This is a genomic window from Sphingomonas hengshuiensis (assembly GCF_000935025.1).
GTDB classification, from domain to species: domain Bacteria; phylum Pseudomonadota; class Alphaproteobacteria; order Sphingomonadales; family Sphingomonadaceae; genus Sphingomonas; species Sphingomonas hengshuiensis.
Genome location: NZ_CP010836.1, coordinates 546323 through 567211, shown reverse-complemented (window position 1 = coordinate 567211; position 20889 = coordinate 546323). Strand labels below are relative to the sequence as shown.

Below are 20889 nucleotides of genomic sequence, written 5' to 3'. Positions count from 1 at the left end.
GCATCTGCTATGAAGCTCTAGGAACGGAAATTCTATGCGCCAGGTTTTACCAATCCTTGCAATCGTCACCACTGTAGCCGCCGTCGCAAGCGTCGCTGCGGGCGAGCCCAAGTCCCAGCGCCAGTCGATCCGCGAAGCCGTGGCGGCGCCCAGCCGCACGCCGGCAAATCTCGCGCGCGACGCGTATCGCCACCCGGTCGAGACGCTGGGCTTTTTCGGAGTGACTCCGTCAAAGACCGTGGTCGAGATCTGGCCCGGCGGCGGCTGGTACACCGAGATCCTCGCCCCGATGGTCAAGGGCCATGGCACCTATTACGCGGCGGGTCCGTGGCCCGACGGGCTGAAGGGTGTCCAGGCGATGCAGGCGCGCGACGCCGCCACCTACGGCGCGGTAAAGCTCGCCGCCTTCCCCTGGAGCGAGGGCCAGCCCAAGGTTGCCGACGGCACCGCCGATGTCGTGCTGACCTTCCGCAACGTCCATAACTGGCGCATGGGCGGCGAAGAAAAGGCGGCCGACGCCTTCCGCCAGATGTTCGCGATGCTCAAGCCCGGCGGCACGCTGGGCGTGGTCGACCACCGCCTGCCCGAGACGGCCGACGCCGCGCGCGAACAGAGCAGCGGCTATGTGAAGGTCTCGACGGTGCGCCGCCTCGCCGAACAGGCCGGCTTCCGCTTCGTCGCCGCATCGGAAGTCAACGCAAACCCGAAGGACACCGCAGACTGGCCCAGCGGCGTATGGACCCTGCCCCCCACCTATCGCCTGAAGGACGTGGACCGCGCGAAATACGCGGCGATCGGCGAGAGCGACCGGATGACGTTGAAGTTTCGTAAGCCGTAGGGGCGGCATCGCATTGAGGCCTTTGGGGAGGGAACCAACCTCCCCATCCTCTCCCGGGGCGCTGGACGTACCCGGTGCACTACTCCGCCGCGACGCGAAAACCCGGCATCTTCGCAACGCAATCGCCATCCAGCGGGGCGCGCGGGTCGCGAAGAAACGCCAGCGTCAACTGTCCACCGCAACGGTTGAACATCGCCCCATGTGCCTGTCCGGGAAGCAGCACGAACCGGGCGTTCGGCATCGTGCGGAGCAGCCGCTGTCCCCAGGCGGGGGGCGTCACCGGATCGAACGCACCGGCAAGGATCAGGACCGGTACATCGCTTTGCACGGGTTCGTTGGCTCGAGCGTCCGCAGCGGAGACGTCCCAGGCGGCGCACATTTCGGGCGTGGCCGTCCGGCTGTCGGCGCCGCCCAGCCCCAGTGCGGGCAAGACCTGCGCCGCGATGCGCGCCGGGTCTTCGAACGGCATCTCCTCGCTGCACCAGATGGACAGGCGCAAACCCCAGTTGAATCGCGTCGGGGTCTGCTCGAGCAGCGGCAGCAACCCGTTCGGCCGCCCCTCTGCAGCCTCATGGAGGATACGGGGCAGCGAGGGGATGAGGTTCGGCTGCTGAAGCCCGGCAGCGATCGCGCCCGCAATATCGCGCCCGCGCAGCGTGCGTTCGGCCAGCACAATGCCCTCGCGATCCGCACGCTCGATCAGTGCGGCGAAGCGGGCCCGCAGATCGGGGTAGCGCACGGCACAGCCAGGCTCGCTGGCGCAACTGTCCAGCAGAAGGTCGATCGCACGTCGGAGCGACGCGCCGGCCATTTCGTCATAATTGACATCGATCGGCAACACCGAGTCCAACACGACGCTACGCACACCCTCCGGGTGACGCTGCACCACGGTCTGGGCGAGGCGCGTGCCGTAGGAGAAGCCGATCAGGTTCCACTGGCGTATGCCGAGCACCTTCCGCAGATCGTCGAGGTCGTCCGCAGCTTCTGCCGAGGTGTAGCCATCCAGATCGATACCCGATGCGACCAACACCGCCCGACACCGCCCGGCAGCCGCAGTTTGCGCCACCAGCGTCGCATCGGCTGCGCGCAGGGCGAGCAGTTCGGGACAGTCGAGCGAGGGCTGGGCAAAGCGGTTTCCCCGCCCTTCCAGAAGGATGTTATCGCGCTCCAGAAGGAACGGGTTGCCCTTTCCGGTCGATCGCCCTTCGATACTGCTGAGCCCCGGACCACCCGGCAGATAGACGACCGGGTCCGCTGCCGGGGCGGCGGCGGTGCTTCGAAAGATCATTACCGGCAATCGAATCGCGCGGGTTCGGGCTTTCCTGCGGTTCTCGGGGACCGTGAGCACGCCGCATTCGATCCGCTCTTCGGGCGCAACCTTCACTGCGCAGGGCGCATTTTCGTAGCTTGACGTTACCGCCTTCTCGCCGGGCGCCATCGCGACGGCTTGCGGCGAGATCGCGATGAACAGGGCTACGAGCGCGAAATTGCGGAGGTCGGGCAAAGCGGTTCCTCAATAGGGTGCCCGAGTGTATTGCGATAATAACACGCCGCGAGCAAGCGGCGTCAGAGCACCCCCCGCCCCTTACTTCGCCAGCTTCTCGATCTTGTCCTGCAACCGCGCCAGTTCCGCCTTCAGCGCGGCCACATCCGTCGGGCTGTCCTCCGCAGCAGCGGGGGCCGCCGGGGTCGTGCCCATGCCGGGCATTCCCGGCATCCCGGGCATCCCCGGCATCGGCACCGTGCCTGGCTTGAACGCCGTCGCGGCGGCTTCGAACATCGCGATGTTGCGCTTGGCGATCTCGGCGAAGGGCGAGTTGGCGAAGGCGCCCTCGACCGCGGACTTGAACTGTTCCTGGTTGCGGCGGAAGCTTTCCATCGACGCTTCGAGATAGCCCGGCACCATCGCCTGCATCGAATCGCCGTACAGCGCGATCAGCTGACGCAGGAAATTCACCGGCAGCATCGTCTGGCCGCGCTGCTCCTCTTCCATGATGATCTGGGTGAGGACATTATGGGTGATGTCCTCCTCCGATTTCGCATCGACGACCTTGAAGTCGCGCCCCTCGCGCGTCATGGCGGCGAGGTGGTCCAGGGTGATGTAGGACGAAGTCTCGGTGTTATAGAGGCGGCGGTTCGCGTACTTCTTGATGATGACCGGACCCGAACCAGGTGCTGCTTTCTTCATGGAAACCCCCGCGTGATTGACGGTCACCTAACATCCTTTCATACCGCATCGCAACAAGGGCCTAGGCCCCTGCCGCTGTTTCTTGAACTGCTGCGCAACGAAACCGCAGCATCGCCCGAACGGCGCCAGGCGGCACTTGCCGGCTTGCGCGCCTATCAGTCGGCGCAGCGCCCGGCCGAGCGCGTACCCCCGCCCCCCATCGCCAGCGCCGGGCGCGCGACGCTGCGCGACTATGGCGGAAGCGGGCGCCCGGTGGTGTTCGTGCCCTCGCTGATCAACCCGCCCTTCGTCCTCGACCTCGCCGAAAACCAGTCGCTGCTTCAATGGCTTTCGACTCAGGGCGTGCGCCCGCTGCTCGTCGATTGGGGCGCGCCCGGCCCGGAAAATCGCGACGACAGCATCGACGACCACGTCGCCCGATTGCTGGTGCCGCTGCTCGATTCGCTCGGCGAGCCGCCGCTGCTCGCGGGCTATTGCCTGGGCGGCACGATCGCCACCGCCGCCGCCGCGCTGCACCCGGTGGCGGGGCTGGCGCTGATCGCCGCGCCGTGGCGGTTCGCGCGCTATGGCGATCCCGCACGCGCAGCAATCGCGGCGCATTGGGAGGCGGGCCGCCCGACCTGCGAGGCGCTGGGGCTGGTGCCGATGGAACTGCTCCAGGCCGGGTTCTGGCAGCTCGATCCGGGACGCACGATCGCCAAGTTCGAGCGCTTCGGCAAACTCGATCCCGACAGCGACGCCGCGCGTTCCTTCGTCGCGCTCGAGGATTGGGCGAATGGCGGGGCCCCGCTCACCCTGGCCGCCGGGCGCCAATTGTTCGAGCGCTTCTACGCCGCCGATCGGCCAGGCCGCGGCGCATGGTGGATCGACGGCACGCGCATCGTCCCAGCCCGGCTCGCCTGCCCGAGCGTCGCCTTCGTCTCGACCACCGACCGCATCGTCCCCGCCGCCAGCGCCGCGCGCATCGCCGACAGCCGCCGCCTCGCCTCGGGCCATGTCGGGATGATCGTCGGCGGGCGCGCGCGCCGTGAAGTCTGGGAGCCGCTGCGCGACTGGCTAATCGCCGCATCGCGCACTAGATAGCCGCCAAACAGAACCACGCAGGAGTTCCGTACCCATGACCGAAGTCGTCATCACCGCCGCCAAGCGCACCCCCGTCGGCAGCTTCCTCGGCGCATTCGCCGCCACCCCCGCGCACGAGCTGGGCCGCGTCGCGATCGAGGCCGCGCTGGCCCAGGCCGGCGTGACCGGCGACGAAGTCTCCGAAGTCATTCTCGGCCAGGTCCTCACCGCCGCCCAGGGCCAGAACCCCGCGCGCCAGGCATCGATGGCCGCCGGCGTGCCCAAGGAAGTCCCCGCCTGGGGCGTCAACCAGGTCTGCGGATCGGGGCTGCGCACCGTCGCGCTCGGCTATCAGGCGATCCTCACCGGCGACGCGACGATCGTCGTCGCGGGCGGGCAGGAATCGATGTCGATGTCCGCCCACGCCCAATCGTTGCGTCCGGGCACCAAGATGGGTGACCTCAGCCTGATCGACACGATGATCAAGGACGGGCTGACCGACGTGTTCAACGGCTATCACATGGGCATCACCGCCGAAAACGTCGCCGAGCAATGCCAGGTGACGCGCGAACAGCAGGACGCCTTCGCCGTCCGCTCGCAGAACCTCGCCGAAAAGGCGCGCGCCGATGGGCGCTTCGTCGATGAGATCGCCCCCGTCACGGTGAAGACCCGCAAGGGTGAGACCGTGGTGTCCGAGGACGAATATATCCGCGCGGGTGCCACGATCGACAGCGTGTCGGGCCTGCGCCCGGCGTTCAAGAAGGACGGCAGCGTCACCGCCGCCAATGCCAGCGGCCTGAACGACGGCGCCGCCGCTTTGGTGCTGATGAGCCGCGAGGAGGCCGAGAAGCGCGGCGCCCCGATCCTGGCGACGATCCGGAGCTGGGCCAGCGCCGGCGTCGATCCCTCGGTCATGGGCCTGGGGCCGGTGCCTGCGTCGAAGAAGGCACTCGAAAAGGCCGGCTGGACCGTCGCCGACCTCGACCTGATCGAAGCCAACGAAGCCTTTGCCGCACAGGCGCTGGCGGTTGGCAAGGAACTGGGCCTCGACCCCGACAAGGTCAACGTCAACGGCGGCGCCATCGCCATCGGCCACCCGATCGGCGCATCGGGCGCCCGCGTGTTGACCACGCTGATCTATGAAATGCAGAAGCGCGATGCGAAAAAGGGGCTGGCGACGCTTTGCATCGGCGGCGGCATGGGGATCGCGATGTGCGTCGAGCGCTGAGCGAAGCTTGACTTTTCAGGGTGTCGGACTAGCTTAGTGTCCAAGTCGCTTAGGCGACACAGAGCTAAAGGCAGTGCAACGGGCCAACGCGCTCCGCGCACTGCCGACCATATCAGGGCCGACCATATCAGGGCCGCCGCTTTGGCGGCCCTATATATTTGGGGCGATCTTTGACGAATGTCAGATAGAGCCCGAACACCCGGTAGTTCAGTTCCTTCCACGATTTCGCATTGAGCTTGTTCGGCGTCGCCGGACGCTCCTTCGACACCAGATGCTTCGGATCGATGGTGTCGATCAGTGCGTGCAGCACCGTCCCATATTGGATGACCCTCTGCCGCGCGTCGCTCTCGTGAATCCGCGAAAAGACCGCAGTCAACGGCGCGAGCCAACGCTGCATGTACACGTCGCTCTCGCAGGCTCGCACGAACTCGACAAAATTCATGGTGCGACCGCCGACCAGCGCCGCCTCGCCCAGCGCTCTTTGCGAAATGCGGTCGATCAGCCGCACCTTCCGCGATTCCAGGCAGACCAGAAAGGCGCGCAACTGCTTCCCGCGTGCGCTTCTCGCCACAGCCACCGACATGCCACGAAAGCGGACAATTTCGACTTCGGACCAGAATTGGACAAACAGGTACACCACGCTCGCATAGCGAACATCCTCCAGCGTCGTCCTCTCGACATCACGGATTGGAATGAAATCCTGTTCGGCTAGCGATCGGAGCTTACCGACAAGCTCGTCTGCGGCCCGGAGCAACGGCTCAAGACTGGACTCGATCGTGCGAGTGTCATCGACACGCCGCGCCTTCCAGCCGCGATACTCCTGGTAGACAATCTCAACGGTCTTGACGGTGAACCCGCCGCCCAGTGCTGCCGCAAAGAGCGACAACCATCCCTGACCTGCCATAGGTAACGCTCCCGAAAGTCAGGATGGCACGCGCCCGAGATTTCACCAATAGCGCGTCCCCCACCGATACCCCCTTGAACCCGCGCCCCAATTCCCGCTAAGCGCCGGCTACTCGCATGGACCCGGTGCAAATCCGGGTGGCTATTCCGGCCGCCGATCCGCCGGACCACAGATCACATGGACTGCGAATTCGCCTCTCCGCTCGGACAGGGCGCCATGTGCCTGCTTGCGGTATTCTCATGACCCTTGTTTCCCTGAAATCCCAATGGTTCTCCAGCTTTGCCGAGGCGCGCCGCGAGGTGCTGGCCGGGATCGTCGTCGCGCTCGCGCTGATCCCGGAGGCGATCGGCTTTTCGATCATCTCGGGAGTCGATCCGCGCGTCGGCCTTTATGCATCGGTCGCGATTGCGATCGTGATTTCCTTCCTCGGTGGGCGGACGGCGATGATTTCCGCCGCGACCGCCGCTGTCGCCGTGGTGGTGACGCCGCTCGTGCGCGATCACGGCGTCGACTATCTCTTCGCCGCAACGATCCTGATGGGCGCGATCCAGATCGTCGCCGGGCTGTTGCGGCTCGACCTCCTGATGCAGTTCGTGTCGCGCTCGGTCATCACCGGCTTCGTCAACGCCCTCGCGATCCTGATCTTCATGGCACAGCTCCCGCAGCTTACCGGGGTGAGCTGGCACAGCTATGCGATGGTCGCGGGCGGGCTGGCGATCATCTACCTGCTGCCGCGCGTCACCCGCGCCGTGCCCTCGCCGCTGGTGGCCATCGTCGTGCTGGCCGCGCTCAGCATCGCAATGGGGCTGCCCGTGCGCACCGTCGGCGACATGGGCCAATTGCCGCAGGGCCTGCCCAGCCTGGTCCTGCCGAATGTGCCGCTGACGCTGGAGACGCTGCGGATCATCCTGCCCTATGCGCTGACGATGGCTGCGGTGGGCCTGCTCGAATCGCTGCTGACCGCACAGATCGTCGACGACATGACCGACACCGACAGCGACAAACGCCGCGAATCGATGGGCCAGGGCGGCGCGAACATCGCGGCGGCGCTGGTCGGCGGCATGGGCGGCTGCGCGATGATCGGCCAGTCGGTGATCAACGTCACCTCGGGCGGGCGCAAGCGGCTGTCGACCTTCATCGCGGGCGCTTTCCTGTTGTTCCTGCTCGCGGCGCTGGGGCCGGTCGTGGGGCGCATTCCGATGCCCGCGCTGGTCGCGGTGATGATCATGGTGTCGATCGGCACGTTCAGCTGGAACTCGATCGCCAATCTGCGCCGCCATCCCCCCACCTCGTCGGTGGTGATGCTGGTGACGGTCGCGGTGGTCGTGGCGACGCACGACCTGGCGCAGGGCGTGCTGGCAGGCGTGTTGCTGTCGGGCATCTTCTTCGCGGGCAAGGTCCGCCGCATGTTCGCGGTGGAGCGTTCGGGCGGCGAGGGCGCGGCGCCGGTGCTCTATCGGGTGCGCGGCGAGATTTTCTTCGCCTCGGTCGATCGCTTCACCCGCGCCTTCCTGCCCGAAGCGGGGCGCGCGGTGACGCTGGACGTGTCGGACGCGCATTTCTGGGACATCTCAGGCGTGGGCGCGCTGGACAAGATCGTCGCCCGGCTGCGGCGCGACGGGTCGGAGGTCGAAGTGATCGGCTATAACCGCGCCAGCGCCGACCTGGTCGATCGCTTCGCGTTGCACGACAAGACGGGGTTCGAACTGGGCGTAGTGCCGCACTGACCGCGGCGGCCCTACTCCCAAACCCGATCGAAGCGCTTCCCCAACCCGGTCAGCAACTCATATTGCGACAGCCCGCTCAACGCCGCTGTCTCGGGCAGCGCATAGTCCATCGCCACCCAGTCGCCCTCGGCCAGTTCGGGGGCGGCGTCGACGCACAGCGCGGTGAGGTCCATCGACACCCGCCCGATCACCGGCAGCACCGCATCGCCGGCCCGCGCACGCCCCTTTTCGGAGAAGCAACGGAGATAGCCATCGGCATAGCCGAGGTTCAACGTCGCGATCTCCATGTCGCGCGGCGCCGTGAAGGTGGCGTTATACCCCACCGTCTCGCCCGCGCGGACGCGCCTCCGCTGGATGATCCGCACCTCGGGCGTCGCAACCTGGCGGATTCCCGCATGGCCGCTGCGCTGCACCCCGCCGTACAGCGCGATGCCGGGCCGCGTCAGGTCGAACGCATAGTCGCGCCCCAGCGCAATCGCCGCGGAATTGGCAAGGCTCATCCGCCGCGCCTGCGTCCGCCCGGCCAGCCCCGCAAAGGCGGCGCGCTGCCGCTCGTTCAGCGGCACATCCTCGTCCGCGCTCACCATATGCGTCATCAGCGTCTCGATACGCAGTCCGTCGAGCAGCCCGGCGCCCACGTCCGCGATCGACACGCCCAGCCGGTTCATGCCGGTATCGACCATCACGTCGCAGCGGTCGCCGCCGCCCTCGCGCCACCGCGCCACCTGCTCCGGGGTGTTGAGCACGGGCCGCACCCCTGCGGGCATGTCGGCCATCTCGCCCGCCTGCACCCCGTGCAGCACCGATACCGACACGCCCAGATCGGCCAGCGCCCGCGCCTCGCTCCACGCCGCGACGAAGAAGTCGCGGCATCCCGCCTCGGCCAGCCGCCGCACCACTTCGCCCGCGCCCAGCCCATAGCCATCGGCCTTCACCGCCGCGCCACATGCCGCGCCTTCGCTCAGCCTTGCGAGCAGCTTCCAGTTCGAGACGAGCGCCGCGCCGTCGAGGCGCAGCCGTAACGGCGATGCAGTCATGCGCGGCGGATTAGTCGCAACTCGGCCCCGGTTCCACCACTGTCTCCTTCAGCCCGAAGATCGTGACGACCAGCGCCATCGCCACCACCGCAAATGTGTACCACAGCCCGGCGAAGGGATTGCCCGACTTGGCGACGATATACTGGCTGATCAGCGGCAGGAATCCGCCGAAATAGCCCGTGCCGATATGATAGGGGATCGACATCGAGCTGTATCGGATGCGGCTCGGGAACATCTCGCTCAGCAGCGCGGCGACCGGGCCATAGGTGATGCCGGAAAGCGCCATGAGGCCCAGGATCGCGAGAACGATCACTGCGATATTGCCCGCTGCCGGCACCGTCTTGCCGAGCGCATAGCCCGCCTGGGTCAGTGCCGCGTCGAGCGCCGCCGGGCTGGTATCGTCCACTGGCTGCCCGCCGATCCGCACCGTCACGACCGGGGCGGTCGCCGTCGTATAGGCAATGCCGCGCTTGGAAAGATGGTCGAGCAACTGGCCACAGGCATCGGCCTGCTTGGTCGAGAACGGATCATAGGCACAATGCGGCCCGGTGACGATCACCGGCGCCTGCCGCGCTGCCCGCACGAGCCCCGGATTGGCTGCGCTGCCGATCACCCAGAACAACGGGAAGATCAGGATCAGCGTCAGGATATAGCCGATGACGATCGGCCGCTTGCGCCCCACCCGATCCGAGAGGTGGCCGAAATAGATGTAGAAGCCCGTGCCCACGATCGCCGACCCGCCGGTGATGAGCTGCGCCGCGGTCGCGTCCATCCGCATCGGACCGGTCAGGAACGACAGCACCGAGAACATCGACGTGTACCAGATCACCGTCAGCCCCGCCGCGATCCCGAACAGCGCGACCAGCAGCCGCTTCCAATTGCCGGGATAGGTAAAGCTCTCGATAAAGGGATTGCCCGCGGTCTCGCCCGCTTCCTTCATCGCCTGGAAGACCGGGCTCTCGGACAGCTTGAGCCGCATCCACAGCGATATGCCGAGCAATAGGATCGAGAACAGGAACGGCACCCGCCACCCCCACGCCTCCCAATAGTCGGCCAGCCCGAATTTGGCGGCCAGAACCACGACCAGGCTGAGGATGAAGCCCCCCGCCACGCTCGCCTGGATAAAGCTGGTATGATAGCCCGCGCGCCCGTCGGTCGAATGCTCGGCGACATAGATTGCCGCCCCGCCATATTCGCCGCCCAGCGCAAGGCCCTGGAGGATGCGCAGCACGATGATGATCGCGGGCGCCGCCATCCCGATCGTCGCATAGCTCGGCACCAGCCCCACGCCCGCGGTGGCGATGCCCATCAGCGTGATGGTGACGAGGAAGGTATATTTGCGCCCCAGTCTGTCGCCCAGATAGCCGAACAGCACCGCCCCCAGCGGCCTGAACCCGAATCCGACCGCGAACCCCGCCCAGGCGAGCAATGTCTGGAGCACTTCGTTGCTCGCCGGAAAGAAGGCCCGCCCGATGATCCCCGATGCGGCGAGGGTGCCGTAGATGAAGAAATCATACCATTCGAACATCGTACCCAGCGAGGACGCGCCGATCACCAGCCGCATGTCCTTCGCCGTGGGCGCACTCGCCGCCGTCGTCATCCCCGTCTCCCCTTTGCGGGGAAGGCAATCGCCTTTGAAATGGGCGTTGCTTCTTTCACTTCTCGTCACCCTGAACTCGTTTCAGGGTCCAACGTGCAACACGCGAATCCGCAGCTTGTTGCGCCATGGATGCTGAAACAAGTTCAGCATGACGAAGCAAAATTGAGCGTCCGCATCCAAATGCGATTCCCCTCCCCGTTACGGGGAAGGGTGTAGCGCCGCCACGCCCTACGACAAGGGGATCGCGCCGCTATCCACCTGTCGGGCAGGCGTCAGCCGGGATGCTTGGCCATCCACTCTTCGACCACCGGCGCGATGCGGTTGCGCCATTTGGAGCCGTTGAAAATGCCGTAATGGCCGACCTCGGGGGCGAGGTGGTAATGCTTCATCGCCTCGGGCAGCTTGTCGGAAATGGTCAGCGCGGCCTTGGTCTGGCCGATCCCCGAAATATCGTCGCGCTCGCCCTCGATCGCCAGGATCGCCACATCGGTGATCGCCGACGGATCGACGCGACGCCCGCGATGCAGCATCTCGCCCTTGGGCAGCGCGTGCGTCTGGAACACGACATCGATCGTCTGGAGATAGAATTCGGCGGTCATGTCGCAGACCGAGCGATATTCCTCGTAGAAGGACATCGTCGCGTCGGCGCTCTCGCCATCGCCCTGGACCAGATGCTTGAACAGCTCCCAATGGCTGACCATGTGGTTGCCGAGGTTCATCGTCATGAACCCGGCGAGCTGGAGGAAGCCCGGATAGACGCGCCGGCCTGCGCCGGGATAGCTCATCGGGATCGTCGCGATGACGTTGCGCTCGAACCAGCTATGCGGCCGCTCGGTCGCCAGCGTGTTGACCGCGGTCGGCGCCTCGCGCGTGTCGATCGGGCCGCCCATCATGGTCAGCGTCGCGGGGCGGTTGGGGTGCTTGTCGGCGCTCATCAGCGCGGCGGCGGCGTAGCACGGCACCGAAGGCTGGCACACCGCCAGCATATGCGGCCGCGGCGCGCCCTCCGCGCCGATATGCGCGAGGAACTCGACCAGATAGTCGACATAATCGTCCAGATCGAATCGCCCGTCGTTGAGCGGCACCTGTTTCGCGTCGCGCCAGTCGGTGACGTACACGTCCGCAACCGGCAGCATCCGCTCGACCGTGCCGCGCAACAGCGTGGCATAATGGCCCGACATCGGCGCGACGATCAGCAGCTTGGGCCCGCCCTCGACGCCTTCGCGCACGAAGCGCTTGAGCTGGCCGAACGGCTTGCGCAGCACGATTTCCTCATGAACCGCGACCGGCTCGCCGTCGATCAGCGTGTGGTCGAGGTTGAAATCCGGCTTGCCGCGCGGCGCGGAGGCGTGTGCGAACACTTCGAGCGCGGAGCCCATCACCGGGCCGCCGCCGAAATAGGCGAACGGATTGGCCGGATTGTTGAGCAACCCCGCACTGAAATTCGCCAGCGCGCTCGCGCCGGCGAGCAGCGAGCGCTGGATTTCATAGGCGTCGTACAGCATGCAATTCCTTCCACCGTCACCCACGCAAGCACGCGGCGCCGGTCCATCTTTCCATATATACGGCGCGATGCTGCGCTGCAATGTCATGTATCATTACGGTGCTGCGCGCCGGGAGTTCCCCTGACCCCGCATTCGCGCTAGGTCCCGCCGCATGGCCGAACCCGCCCCGCCTGCCCCCGCTGCCCCGCCGCCGCCGCAACCGCGTCGCAAGCTGAGCAATCTGCGCGTGATCTGGAGCTTCACGCGGCGCTATCCGCTCCAGCTGATAATCGCCATCGTCGCGCTCGTCACATCGTCCGCCGCGACATTGTGGATTCCGCGCACCTTCAAGCAGGTGGTCGACAACGGCTTTGCCGCCGGCGCGGATCCCAGCCGGATCGGCGTCTATTTCGAGGGGCTGTTGCTCGTCGTGCTGTTGCTCGCGGTCGCGACGGCGGTGCGCTTCTTCTTCGTGTCGTGGCTCGGCGAGCGCACCGTCGCGGACATGCGCACCGCAGTCCATCGCAACCTGCTGCGGCTGCCGCCCAAATGGTTCGAGGAGAACCGCCCCTCCGAAATCGCCTCACGGCTGACCTCGGACACGGCCATCGTCGAACAGGTGGTCGGGTCCACCGTGTCCACGGCGCTGCGCAACCTGCTGACCGGAGTCGGCGGCATACTCTATCTGTTCGCGCTCGCGCCGAAGATCGCGGCCTATCTGATCGTCGGGCTGCCGATCGTGGTCATTCCGATCGTGTGGCTGGGCGGGCGCGTCCGCAATCTGTCGCGCTCGAGCCAGGATCGCGTCGCGGACATTGGCGCGATCGCGTCCGAAACGCTGGGGGCGATGCGCATCGTCCAGGCCTTTGGGCAGGAGAAGCGCGAGGCGGGGCGGTTCCACGACGCCGTCACGCGCAGCTTCGCCGCCGCCCAGCGCCGCTTCGCCCTGCGCGCGGTGATGACTGCGCTCGTCATCGGGCTGTTGTTCACTGCGATCACGCTGATCATGTGGGACGCGGTGTCGGGCGTGGCGGAGGGCCGCATCTCGGGCGGGTCGATCACGGCATTCGTCATCACCGCCGGGCTCGTCACCGGATCGTTCGGCGCGCTGACCGAAGTCTATGGCGACCTGCTGCGCGCCTCGGGCGCCGCCAGCCGACTCGCCGAACTGCTCGCGCAGGAGCCCGACATCGCCCCGCCGGCCAATCCGGTCGCGCTCCCGCTCCCGCCACGCGGCGCCGTCGCGTTCGACCGCGTCACCTTCCGCTATCCGACGCGCCCCGAAGTCGCTGTGCTCGCCGACTTCTCGCTCGACGTCCAGCCGGGCGAGACGGTCGCCGTCGTCGGCCCCTCGGGCGCGGGCAAGTCGACGCTGTTCCAACTGCTCCAGCGCTTTTACGATCCCGAATCGGGCGTGGTCCGAGTCGACGGCGTAAACCTGCGCGATGCCGATCCCGCGGACGTGCGCAGCCGCATGGCGATCGTGCCGCAGGAGACGGTGATCTTCGCCGCCTCCGCACGCGACAATCTCCGCTACGGCGCCTGGGACGCGAGCGACGAAAAGCTATGGGCCGCCGCAGAGGCCGCCAATGCCGCCGATTTCCTGCGCGACTTGCCCCAGGGCCTCGACACCTTCCTCGGCGAAGGCGGCGCGCGCCTCTCGGGCGGCCAGCGCCAGCGAGTCGCGATCGCCCGCGCGCTGCTCCGCGACGCCCCGATCCTGCTGCTCGACGAGGCAACCTCGGCGCTCGACGCCGAAAGCGAGCGGCTGGTCCAGGATGCGCTGGAGCGGCTGATGCGCGACCGCACGACATTGGTCATCGCGCACCGCCTCGCCACCGTCCGCGCCGCCCGCCGGATCCTCGTGATGGAGGAAGGCCGCGTCGTCGAATCGGGCAATCACGCCGATCTGGTGGCGAAGGGCGGCATCTACGCCCGGCTCGCGGCGCTGCAGTTCCACGAGTCCGCCTGAGCCCCGGCTGTCGCCATGGCGCGCCCCGCCCTTGCGGGACGCGCCACGCGCAAGCGCCCTATTCGGCGGGCTCGGGCTCCCGAACCGCTTCCGCCGCCTCCATCCGCGTGGCGGCGCGCAGCAACAGCGGCATCAACGGCACGCCGATCTCCTGCTCCATCTCGCTCGTATCGACCAGCGAGCCGAGCCCGAACGCATCGATATAGGCGCCGATATGCTGGTACAGCAGTTCGGATTCGAATTGCTTGATCGTCTCGATCTCCGCGATTTGCTGTTTGCCTGGGAACAACTGGCTGCTGGGCACCGTGATGTACGGGCTGACATAATCGACCATCGCCAGCGCTTCGAGGCGCAGCCCCCCGACCGCGACCGCGACCGCGGCGGACGTCAGGAACATCGCCCCCGGCTGCGTGCTGGCGGTGATGTCGCCCAGTTGTGGGGTGCTCGCCGTCGCCCAGGCGTGCGGCACGATGTCGAGCCCGTTGTACAGCACGGCGTTAAATTGCGCGCGAGTCGGCGTGCCCGCATCGGTCGGCGGAAACGCGGCTTTGAACGCCGCGGCGAATGCCTTGTCCGCCACCGTCGGCGCTGCCGTCGGATAGGTGGATAGCGAAGCCCAGCGTGTGCCGAACGCCCCCTGCTTGAGCAGCGAATAGGCGAGCAGCGGCGTCAGCCCGCCGCCCAGACTGTGCCCGGCAACGACCAGTTGCGCGTCCGCGCGCGGGGTCTGGGCGGTCAGGAACTGCACCAGCGTCTGTCCGCTGCCCGCCTGCCCGCTCAGCGGAACCATCTTCAACAGCACGTCCATCGCAGCATGGTTGCCCGCGCTGATCCGAACGCTCGGATCGCCCGGCAACGGCTGCATCAGCACCGGCGCCACGTCGAGATCCTCGACCAGAATGTCGAAGCGCGAGGACGGGTTCGTCGCCGCGATCGCGATCTGGTACAGGTTGCTGGTCTGGTTGTAGCAGACCGCCAGCGTCTGGTCGGCGGCCTTGCTGCCCGGCGCCTGCCACACGGCGGGTCCCCAGACGATATCCCACTGGTCGTTGGGGGCGAAAGCCTTGAACAAGGCCGTAAGCTTGGCGGTTACGATCGGCGCCAATGTCGCCGGCGTGCCCTGCGTATTGGCGGCACCGCAAATCTTCATCGAGATACCAAAAATCTGCTGGTAGATGTCATAGCCCGACATATGCAAAATCCCTTGCTGGAGTAGCGTTCAGACGTTGCGCGACCTGCGGGCCGTATAATTTATTTCGGCGTCGACATGAACGTATCTTTGCTCGGAACTGGCTCTAAAAGATTGTTTACTATCGATTAATCCTAAGCGGGACTGCAACCTTCAATCCACGGCGCCCCGCGCGTCCCAATGCGCCGCGATCCGCGGCATCGATGTCTCGATCCAGTCCGCCAGCGCGCGCACCCGCTGCGCCGCCTCGACGCCCAGCGGGGTCAGCCCATATTCGACATGCGGCGGCACCACGGCATGCGCGGTGCGAACGACCAGCCCATCCTGCTCGAGCCATTGCAGTGTCTGAGCCAGCATCCGCTCGCTCACCCCGCCGATCCGCCGCCGCAATGCGCCGAAACGGTGCGTGCCGTCCTCGAGCACGATCAGCACCAGCACGCCCCATCGGCTCGTCACATGCCGCAACACGTCGCGCGACGGGCAGTCCGCGACGAGCAGCGCGCCGCGCCGCAATTGTTCGGAGATCGATGCCGGCGTTTCGCCCTGTGGCTGCACTTTTTCCATACTTACACTTATGTATGTACTTACGGTTGGTAAGCAACGCCCATATCTGGGCGGCTCCACAAGCAAGGACGTTCGGACATGACCATCGCACTCACCGGAGCCACCGGCCAACTCGGCGCACTCGTTCTCGAAAAGCTCAAAGCGCGGGTGGCGCCGGACCGGATCGTCGCGCTGGTCCGCACCCCCGAAAAGCTCGCCGGTTCGGGCGTGACGGCGCGCGCATTCGACTATGCGGTCCCCGTCAGCCTCGCACCCGCGCTCGACGGCGTCGATACGCTGCTGCTGATCTCGTCCAGCGAAGTCGGCCAGCGCACCGAACAGCACCGCAACGTGATCGCCGCGGCGAAGCAGGCGGGTGTCGGGCACATCGTCTATACCAGCCTGCTCCACGCCGACACCTCGCCCCTCACCGGCCTCGCAGAGGAGCATCTCGCGACCGAGGCGGCGCTTACCGAATCGGGCATCCCGTTCACGCTGCTGCGCAACGGCTGGTATTCGGAGAATTATGCGAGCGCGATCGGCGGCGCGGTGGCCGCTGGCGGCTTTATCGGCGCGGCGGGCGACGGCAGGATTTCGGTCGCCACGCGCGACGATTATGCCGAAGCGGCAGCGGCGGTACTCACCGGCGAAGGCCATGCCGGCGCGACCTACGAACTGGCCGGCGACGAAGCGATGACGATGGCCGGTCTCGCCGCCGAGGTCTCGCGCCAGACCGGCAAGACTTTGCCCTATCGCAATATGTCCGAAGCGGACTATGCCGCCGCGCTGCTCGGGTTCGGCCTTCCCGAGCCGGTGGCCCAGATGCTCGCGGGTGCCGATGCCGGCGCGGCGCAGGACGGCCTGTTCGACGACAGCCACACCCTGTCCCGGCTGATCGGTCGCCCCACCACCCCGCTTTCCGAAACCGTCGCGCGCATCCTCGGCTGACGGCGGCGGCACCGGGCCGGGCCGATTTGCGTCGGCCCGCCCGGAGCTTCGGGTACGTCGCGTTCAACGCCATTCCTTGCCGGTTTCGCCAGAATGGAATAGCCGGTATGGAAAAGCGCAAGGAGAGCGACGATGGCTGAGTTCGATATTATCGTATACGGCGCAACCGGCTTCACCGGACGGCTGGTCGCCGAATATCTGGCGCAGGCCTATGGCGACGGCGCCCTCAAATGGGCGATGGCCGGGCGTTCGCTGACCAAGCTGGAGCAGGTCCGCGACGAAATCGGCGCCCCCGCCGACACCCCGCTGCTCACCGCCAATGCCGATGACCCCGCCGCGCTTCGGGCGCTGACTGCGCGCGCCGCCGTGGTCGTCACCACCGTCGGCCCCTACCAACTATACGGAGAGCCCCTGCTGGCCGCCTGCGTCGAGACCGGGACCGCCTATTGCGATCTGTGCGGCGAGCCCAATTGGATGGCGCAGATGATCGCCAAATACGAGGATGCGGCCAAGGCCAGCGGCGCGCGGATCGTGTTTTCCTGCGGGTTCGACTCGATCCCGTTCGACCTAGGCGTCTGGGTCGCCGAGCAGGCGGCGGTCGCCCGCTTCGGCAAGCCCGCGCCGCGCGTAAAGGGCCGTATCCGCGCGATGAAGGGCACTTTCTCGGGCGGCACCTTCGCCAGCGGCAAGGCATCGATGGCGGCGGCGGCGAAGGACCCGTCGATCCTCAAGCTGATGATCGACCCCTTCGCGCTCGCGCCCGGTTTCGCCGGCCCGCACCAGCCGAACGGGATGATCCCGCATTATGACGAGGCCGTGGGCGGCTGGGTCGCGCCGTTCATGATGGCGGTGATCAACACCAAGAATGTCCACCGCACCAACTTCCTGGGTGGCCACCCCTATGGCGCCGATTTCCAATATGACGAGATGATGATCGCCCCCGGCCTGGGCGACATCGGCAAGGCGGCGGCAGAAGCGATCGCCAAGCTCAACCCCATGACCGCCGACAAAGGCCCCGCCCCCGGCGAAGGCCCGAGCAAGGAAGAGCGCGAGAGCGGCTATTACGAACTCGATTTCATCGCGGAGATGCGCACGGGCGAAAGCGTCACCGCGACCGTGAAGGGCGACAAGGACCCCGGCTATGGCTCCACCAGCAAGATGATCGCCGAGACTGCACTGTGCCTGCTCCGCGATGTGGCAGGCGAAGGCGGCATCTGGACCCCGACTGCGCTGATGGCCGAACCGCTCAAGAAGCGGCTGGAGGCTAATGCGGGGCTGAGCTTCACGGTGGCGTGAAGCGCGGCGGCGGCTCAGCCCTTGTAGAGGAACAGCGGGACGACCACGCCGATCACGATCAGCACGATCGCGATCGGCACCAGCCGCCATCGCCGCCGCTCATGGTCGGCATTCAGCGCAGCGACATCGACCCAGAACGTCCCCGGCGCGCCCGCCCGAACGATGCCCCGCGCCTGCATCGTCTCGAACTGGCGGCGCAGGATGTGGCTATCGGGTTCGAATGCCACCGCTTCGTCAGCACTGATCGCGTGCATCGCAAAGAAATGCCCGACAATCTTGCGCCGCGCCCGAACGAGCATCGCGGCAATCGCAGGCGCAGGCGAATAGGCGATCATGGCATGCCTCCCCAGAAAGCGAGAGGCTGCCACCGCCGCCCCGGACGCTCAACCCCTATCGCTTGCGCCCCTGATGCCGGATGTTCGCCGGACGCCCGCGATGCTTGATCACACGCTTGCCGCCGGGCCGTTCGCCCCGGCCCGCGCTGTTGCTCGCGCTGCCCTTGCCGTCGGGTAGTTCGAAGCGCAGCGCGCCGTTGACCGGGTTCGCCTCCGCCAGCCGCAGCGGCAGCCGCTGGCCGAGCGCGAAGAACTCGCCGCTCGCCTCGCCCACCAGCCGCTGGCTGGCCTCGTCGTAACGGAAATATTCGGCGCCCAGATCGCGCACCGGCACCAGCCCGTCGCCGCCGATGCCCTCGATCGTCGCGAAAAAGCCGAAATTCTGGACGCCGGTGATCCGCGCCTCCATCACTTCGCCGACATGCGTGGCCAGATAGGCGGCGACATAGCGATCGACGGTGTCACGCTCGGCCTCCATCGCGCGGCGTTCATATTGGCTGATGCTTTGCCCGATTCGGTCCATCGTGGTGGCTTCCTCGGCGGTCAACCCGCCCGGCCCCAGCCCATAGGCCGAGACCAGTCCGCGATGGACGAGCAGATCGGCATAGCGGCGGATCGGCGAAGTGAAATGCGCATAACTCCCCAGCGAAAGCCCGAAATGTCCTGCATTTTCAGGGCCATAATAGGCCTGGGTCTGGCTGCGCAGCACCTGCTGCATGATCTCGGCCTTGTGGTCGGCCTCCGCGACCTTGGCCAGGATGTTGTTGAACACCGCCGGACGGATCACCTGCCCCAGCGCGAACTCCATGTCGAAGGTCTTGAGATAGTCCTTGAGCGCGACCAGCTTCTCGCGCGCGGGCGGCTCGTGAACGCGGTACATGACTGGAGTCTTCTTGGCCTCCAATGCCTTGGCCGCCGCGACATTGGCCGCGACCATATAATCCTCGATCAGCTTGTGCGCGTCCAGCCGCTCGCGCGGCGCGACCGAGAGGATGCGTCCCTTCTCGTCGAGCACAATCCGCCGCTCGGGCAAATCGAGGTCGAGCGGCTCACGCTTCTGCCGCGCCTTGTACAGCGCGCGCCAACAGTCCCAGAGGGGCACCAGCGTCGACTCCACCAGCGCCGGACTAACGCTCCCCTCCCGCTTGCGGGAGGGGTCGGGGGAGGGGCCATCCCCCGGCACCTCGGCAGAAGAAGTGCCCTCCCCTTGCCCCTCCCGCTGCGCGGAAGGGGAAACCCGTGCATCCATCGCAGCCTGAGCGTCTTCATAGGCGATGTTCGCCACGATCCGCACCACCGCGCGCGTGAAGCGCCAGCTTTTCAGCTCGCCATTCCTGCCGACCTGAAGGTGGCAGGCCAGCGCCGCGCGGTCCTCGCCTTCCTTCAGTGAACACACCTCGGCGGACAGGATTTCGGGCAGCATCGGCACGACGCGGTCGGGGAAGTAGACCGAATTGCCGCGCTTGCGCGCCTCGCGGTCGAGGATCGATCCGGGGCGGACATAGAAGCTTACATCGGCGATCGCGACCACCGCCTTCCAGCCGCCTTCGTTCTTCGGATCATCGTCGGGCGTCGCCCACACCGCATCGTCATGGTCGCGCGCATCGGCGGGGTCGATCGCCACGATCGGGATGTGGCGGAGGTCCTCGCGATCGGTGCCCAAAGGCTGCTTCGACACGCGCTCGGCCTCGTCGATCAACTCGGGCGAGAAGACGTTGGGGATGCCATGCTTGTGGATCGCGATCAGCGAGAAGCTGCGCGGCGCGAACGGATCGCCCAGCCGCTCGGTGACCCGCGCGAAGATGCGCGGCGGGCGCCCGGCCTTCTCCGCGAGCACCAGATCGCCCGGCTCGGCGCCGTTGCGGTCGGAGATCGGGAAGCTGTGGCGCTCCTTCTTCTCGATGCCCTGGAGGTACAGCCGCCCGCCCTCTTCATGGACGACGCCGAGCAACTGTTCCTCGCCCTTGGCAAGCTGCTTGAGCGGGTGCGCGATCCAGCCATTGCCCGCTTCCTCGGTGCGCGCCAGGATGCGGTCGCCCGGCCCCAGCGCGCTGCGCTTGCCGCGCTCGCGGACGCGCAGCCGAGGCACCGGAATGCCCTCCGCCTCCCAGCGCTCGGGCACGGCCCAGACGGTATCGCCCTCGACATCGGTGACGCGCAGCACCGTCACCTTGGGCACCCCGCCCATCTTGTGAAAGGCGCGGCCGGGCGCTGCGTCGATCAGCCCCTCGTCGGTCATGTCGCGCAACAGCGCCTTGAGCGCGATCTTGTCCTGCGCGTGCAGCCCGAACGCCTTGGCTATCTCGCGCTTGCCGGCGGGCGTGGAGGATGAACTGATAAAGCTCAGTATCTGTTCGCGGCTGGGTAGCCCCGGTTTCTGTTTATCTCTGGCCATTGGCGATGAAGATAGGGAGCCCAAGGGCAAAGGTCACGCGCCGTGATCGCCGTTCGCCGGGCAGGCATAGGTAAAGACCGCAGGAGCCCGCGGCGCGGGCGCGGCGCGTCTATGATAAGAGGAGTTCAATCCATCGGACGACA

The 20889-nt window shown here is 66.8% G+C and carries 17 protein-coding genes and 1 other annotated feature; of the genes, 7 read left to right on the top strand and 10 right to left on the bottom strand.

Annotation, left to right across the window (positions count from 1 at the left end; genetic code table 11):
* Positions 1-34 precede the first annotated feature (34 nt).
* Entirely contained in the window at positions 35-838 is an 804-nt protein-coding gene (locus TS85_RS02670; protein WP_044330278.1) for a class I SAM-dependent methyltransferase, read from the top strand.
* Between the two features lie 79 nt (positions 839-917).
* Here the strand turns inward: TS85_RS02670 and TS85_RS02665 are convergent, their stop codons facing one another.
* Both TS85_RS02665 and phaR read right to left on the bottom strand, forming a co-directional pair.
* Positions 918-2342, bottom strand: a complete 1425-nt coding sequence (locus TS85_RS02665) for an alpha/beta hydrolase (RefSeq protein ID WP_044330276.1) — start codon at positions 2340-2342, stop codon at positions 918-920.
* Between the two features lie 81 nt (positions 2343-2423).
* The gene (phaR, locus tag TS85_RS02660; RefSeq protein WP_044330275.1) at positions 2424-3026 is read right to left on the bottom strand and encodes a polyhydroxyalkanoate synthesis repressor PhaR; all 603 of its coding nucleotides are present in this window, start codon (positions 3024-3026) and stop codon (positions 2424-2426) included.
* A gap of 69 nt (positions 3027-3095) precedes the next feature.
* Here phaR and TS85_RS02655 point away from each other — a divergent pair, with 69 nt between their 5' ends.
* Both TS85_RS02655 and TS85_RS02650 read left to right on the top strand, forming a co-directional pair.
* On the top strand, positions 3096-4109 hold the full coding sequence (locus tag TS85_RS02655) for an alpha/beta fold hydrolase (RefSeq protein WP_044335722.1): 1014 nt from the start codon (positions 3096-3098) through the stop codon (positions 4107-4109).
* A 34-nt stretch (positions 4110-4143) separates the two neighbouring features.
* On the top strand, positions 4144-5316 hold the full coding sequence (locus TS85_RS02650) for an acetyl-CoA C-acetyltransferase (RefSeq protein WP_044330274.1): 1173 nt from the start codon (positions 4144-4146) through the stop codon (positions 5314-5316).
* Positions 5317-5443: 127 nt separating this feature from the next.
* On the opposite strand, the gene TS85_RS02645 is transcribed toward TS85_RS02650, so the two are convergent.
* Positions 5444-6220, bottom strand: coding sequence for a hypothetical protein (locus TS85_RS02645; protein ID WP_044330273.1), 777 nt, complete (start codon positions 6218-6220; stop codon positions 5444-5446).
* Positions 6221-6335: 115 nt separating this feature from the next.
* Positions 6336-6391, top strand: a sequence feature (sul1 is cis-regulatory element that is thought to sense ions involved in sulfur or methionine metabolism; They are found in Alphaproteobacteria).
* 68 nt (positions 6392-6459) lie between these two features.
* On the opposite strand from TS85_RS02645, the gene TS85_RS02640 reads away from it, so the two are divergent.
* Positions 6460-7947, top strand: a complete 1488-nt coding sequence (locus TS85_RS02640; RefSeq protein WP_044330272.1) for a SulP family inorganic anion transporter — start codon at positions 6460-6462, stop codon at positions 7945-7947.
* Between the two features lie 11 nt (positions 7948-7958).
* On the opposite strand, the gene TS85_RS02635 is transcribed toward TS85_RS02640, so the two are convergent.
* The 3 genes from TS85_RS02635 to TS85_RS02625 all read right to left on the bottom strand — a co-directional run bounded on the left by TS85_RS02635 (position 7959) and on the right by TS85_RS02625 (position 12089).
* Complete coding sequence (locus tag TS85_RS02635) at positions 7959-8984, bottom strand: alanine racemase (RefSeq protein WP_044330271.1); 1026 nt, start codon at positions 8982-8984, stop codon at positions 7959-7961.
* Between the two features lie 10 nt (positions 8985-8994).
* A complete protein-coding gene (locus tag TS85_RS02630) occupies positions 8995-10584 on the bottom strand; it encodes an MFS transporter (RefSeq protein ID WP_044330270.1) in 1590 nt (529 codons plus the stop codon).
* A 272-nt stretch (positions 10585-10856) separates the two neighbouring features.
* Entirely contained in the window at positions 10857-12089 is a 1233-nt protein-coding gene (locus tag TS85_RS02625; protein ID WP_044330269.1) for a polyhydroxyalkanoate depolymerase, read from the bottom strand.
* A gap of 151 nt (positions 12090-12240) precedes the next feature.
* On the opposite strand from TS85_RS02625, the gene TS85_RS02620 reads away from it, so the two are divergent.
* The gene (locus TS85_RS02620; protein ID WP_044330268.1) at positions 12241-14040 is read left to right on the top strand and encodes an ABC transporter transmembrane domain-containing protein; all 1800 of its coding nucleotides are present in this window, start codon (positions 12241-12243) and stop codon (positions 14038-14040) included.
* Between the two features lie 58 nt (positions 14041-14098).
* Here the strand turns inward: TS85_RS02620 and TS85_RS02615 are convergent, their stop codons facing one another.
* Together TS85_RS02615 and TS85_RS02610 are read right to left on the bottom strand one after the other, a co-directional pair.
* Complete coding sequence (locus tag TS85_RS02615; protein WP_044330267.1) at positions 14099-15232, bottom strand: lipase family protein; 1134 nt, start codon at positions 15230-15232, stop codon at positions 14099-14101.
* 150 nt (positions 15233-15382) lie between these two features.
* Positions 15383-15793 carry a winged helix-turn-helix transcriptional regulator gene (locus TS85_RS02610; protein WP_044330266.1) on the bottom strand — a complete coding sequence of 137 codons (411 nt, stop codon included), beginning with the start codon at positions 15791-15793 and terminating at the stop codon, positions 15383-15385.
* A 78-nt stretch (positions 15794-15871) separates the two neighbouring features.
* Between TS85_RS02610 and TS85_RS02605 the strand changes: the two genes are divergently transcribed.
* Entirely contained in the window at positions 15872-16720 is an 849-nt protein-coding gene (locus tag TS85_RS02605; protein ID WP_044330264.1) for an SDR family oxidoreductase, read from the top strand.
* A gap of 132 nt (positions 16721-16852) precedes the next feature.
* Positions 16853-18016 carry a saccharopine dehydrogenase family protein gene (locus TS85_RS02600; RefSeq protein WP_044330262.1) on the top strand — a complete coding sequence of 388 codons (1164 nt, stop codon included), beginning with the start codon at positions 16853-16855 and terminating at the stop codon, positions 18014-18016.
* A gap of 14 nt (positions 18017-18030) precedes the next feature.
* Here the strand turns inward: TS85_RS02600 and TS85_RS02595 are convergent, their stop codons facing one another.
* Positions 18031-18351, bottom strand: coding sequence for a hypothetical protein (locus TS85_RS02595; RefSeq protein ID WP_044330261.1), 321 nt, complete (start codon positions 18349-18351; stop codon positions 18031-18033).
* A 55-nt stretch (positions 18352-18406) separates the two neighbouring features.
* Positions 18407-20746, bottom strand: coding sequence for a ribonuclease R family protein (locus TS85_RS02590; protein ID WP_044330259.1), 2340 nt, complete (start codon positions 20744-20746; stop codon positions 18407-18409).
* Positions 20747-20889: the final 143 nt, after the last annotated feature.

Bases quoted from the DNA above. Each gene is read 5' to 3' on its own strand.
- TS85_RS02610 (WP_044330266.1), bottom strand. From the start codon at position 15,793: ATGGAAAAAGTGCAGCCACAGGGCGAAACGCCGGCATCGATCTCCGAA.
- TS85_RS02590 (WP_044330259.1), bottom strand. From the start codon at position 20,746: ATGGCCAGAGATAAACAGAAACCGGGGCTACCCAGCCGCGAACAGATA.
- TS85_RS02600 (WP_044330262.1), top strand. From the start codon at position 16,853: ATGGCTGAGTTCGATATTATCGTATACGGCGCAACCGGCTTCACCGGA.
- TS85_RS02625 (WP_044330269.1), bottom strand. From the start codon at position 12,089: ATGCTGTACGACGCCTATGAAATCCAGCGCTCGCTGCTCGCCGGCGCG.
- TS85_RS02635 (WP_044330271.1), bottom strand. From the start codon at position 8,984: ATGACTGCATCGCCGTTACGGCTGCGCCTCGACGGCGCGGCGCTCGTC.
- TS85_RS02615 (WP_044330267.1), bottom strand. From the start codon at position 15,232: ATGTCGGGCTATGACATCTACCAGCAGATTTTTGGTATCTCGATGAAG.
- TS85_RS02605 (WP_044330264.1), top strand. From the start codon at position 15,872: ATGACCATCGCACTCACCGGAGCCACCGGCCAACTCGGCGCACTCGTT.
- phaR (WP_044330275.1), bottom strand. From the start codon at position 3,026: ATGAAGAAAGCAGCACCTGGTTCGGGTCCGGTCATCATCAAGAAGTAC.
- TS85_RS02650 (WP_044330274.1), top strand. From the start codon at position 4,144: ATGACCGAAGTCGTCATCACCGCCGCCAAGCGCACCCCCGTCGGCAGC.
- TS85_RS02670 (WP_044330278.1), top strand. From the start codon at position 35: ATGCGCCAGGTTTTACCAATCCTTGCAATCGTCACCACTGTAGCCGCC.
- TS85_RS02630 (WP_044330270.1), bottom strand. From the start codon at position 10,584: ATGACGACGGCGGCGAGTGCGCCCACGGCGAAGGACATGCGGCTGGTG.
- TS85_RS02595 (WP_044330261.1), bottom strand. From the start codon at position 18,351: ATGATCGCCTATTCGCCTGCGCCTGCGATTGCCGCGATGCTCGTTCGG.
- TS85_RS02645 (WP_044330273.1), bottom strand. From the start codon at position 6,220: ATGGCAGGTCAGGGATGGTTGTCGCTCTTTGCGGCAGCACTGGGCGGC.
- TS85_RS02620 (WP_044330268.1), top strand. From the start codon at position 12,241: ATGGCCGAACCCGCCCCGCCTGCCCCCGCTGCCCCGCCGCCGCCGCAA.
- TS85_RS02640 (WP_044330272.1), top strand. From the start codon at position 6,460: ATGACCCTTGTTTCCCTGAAATCCCAATGGTTCTCCAGCTTTGCCGAG.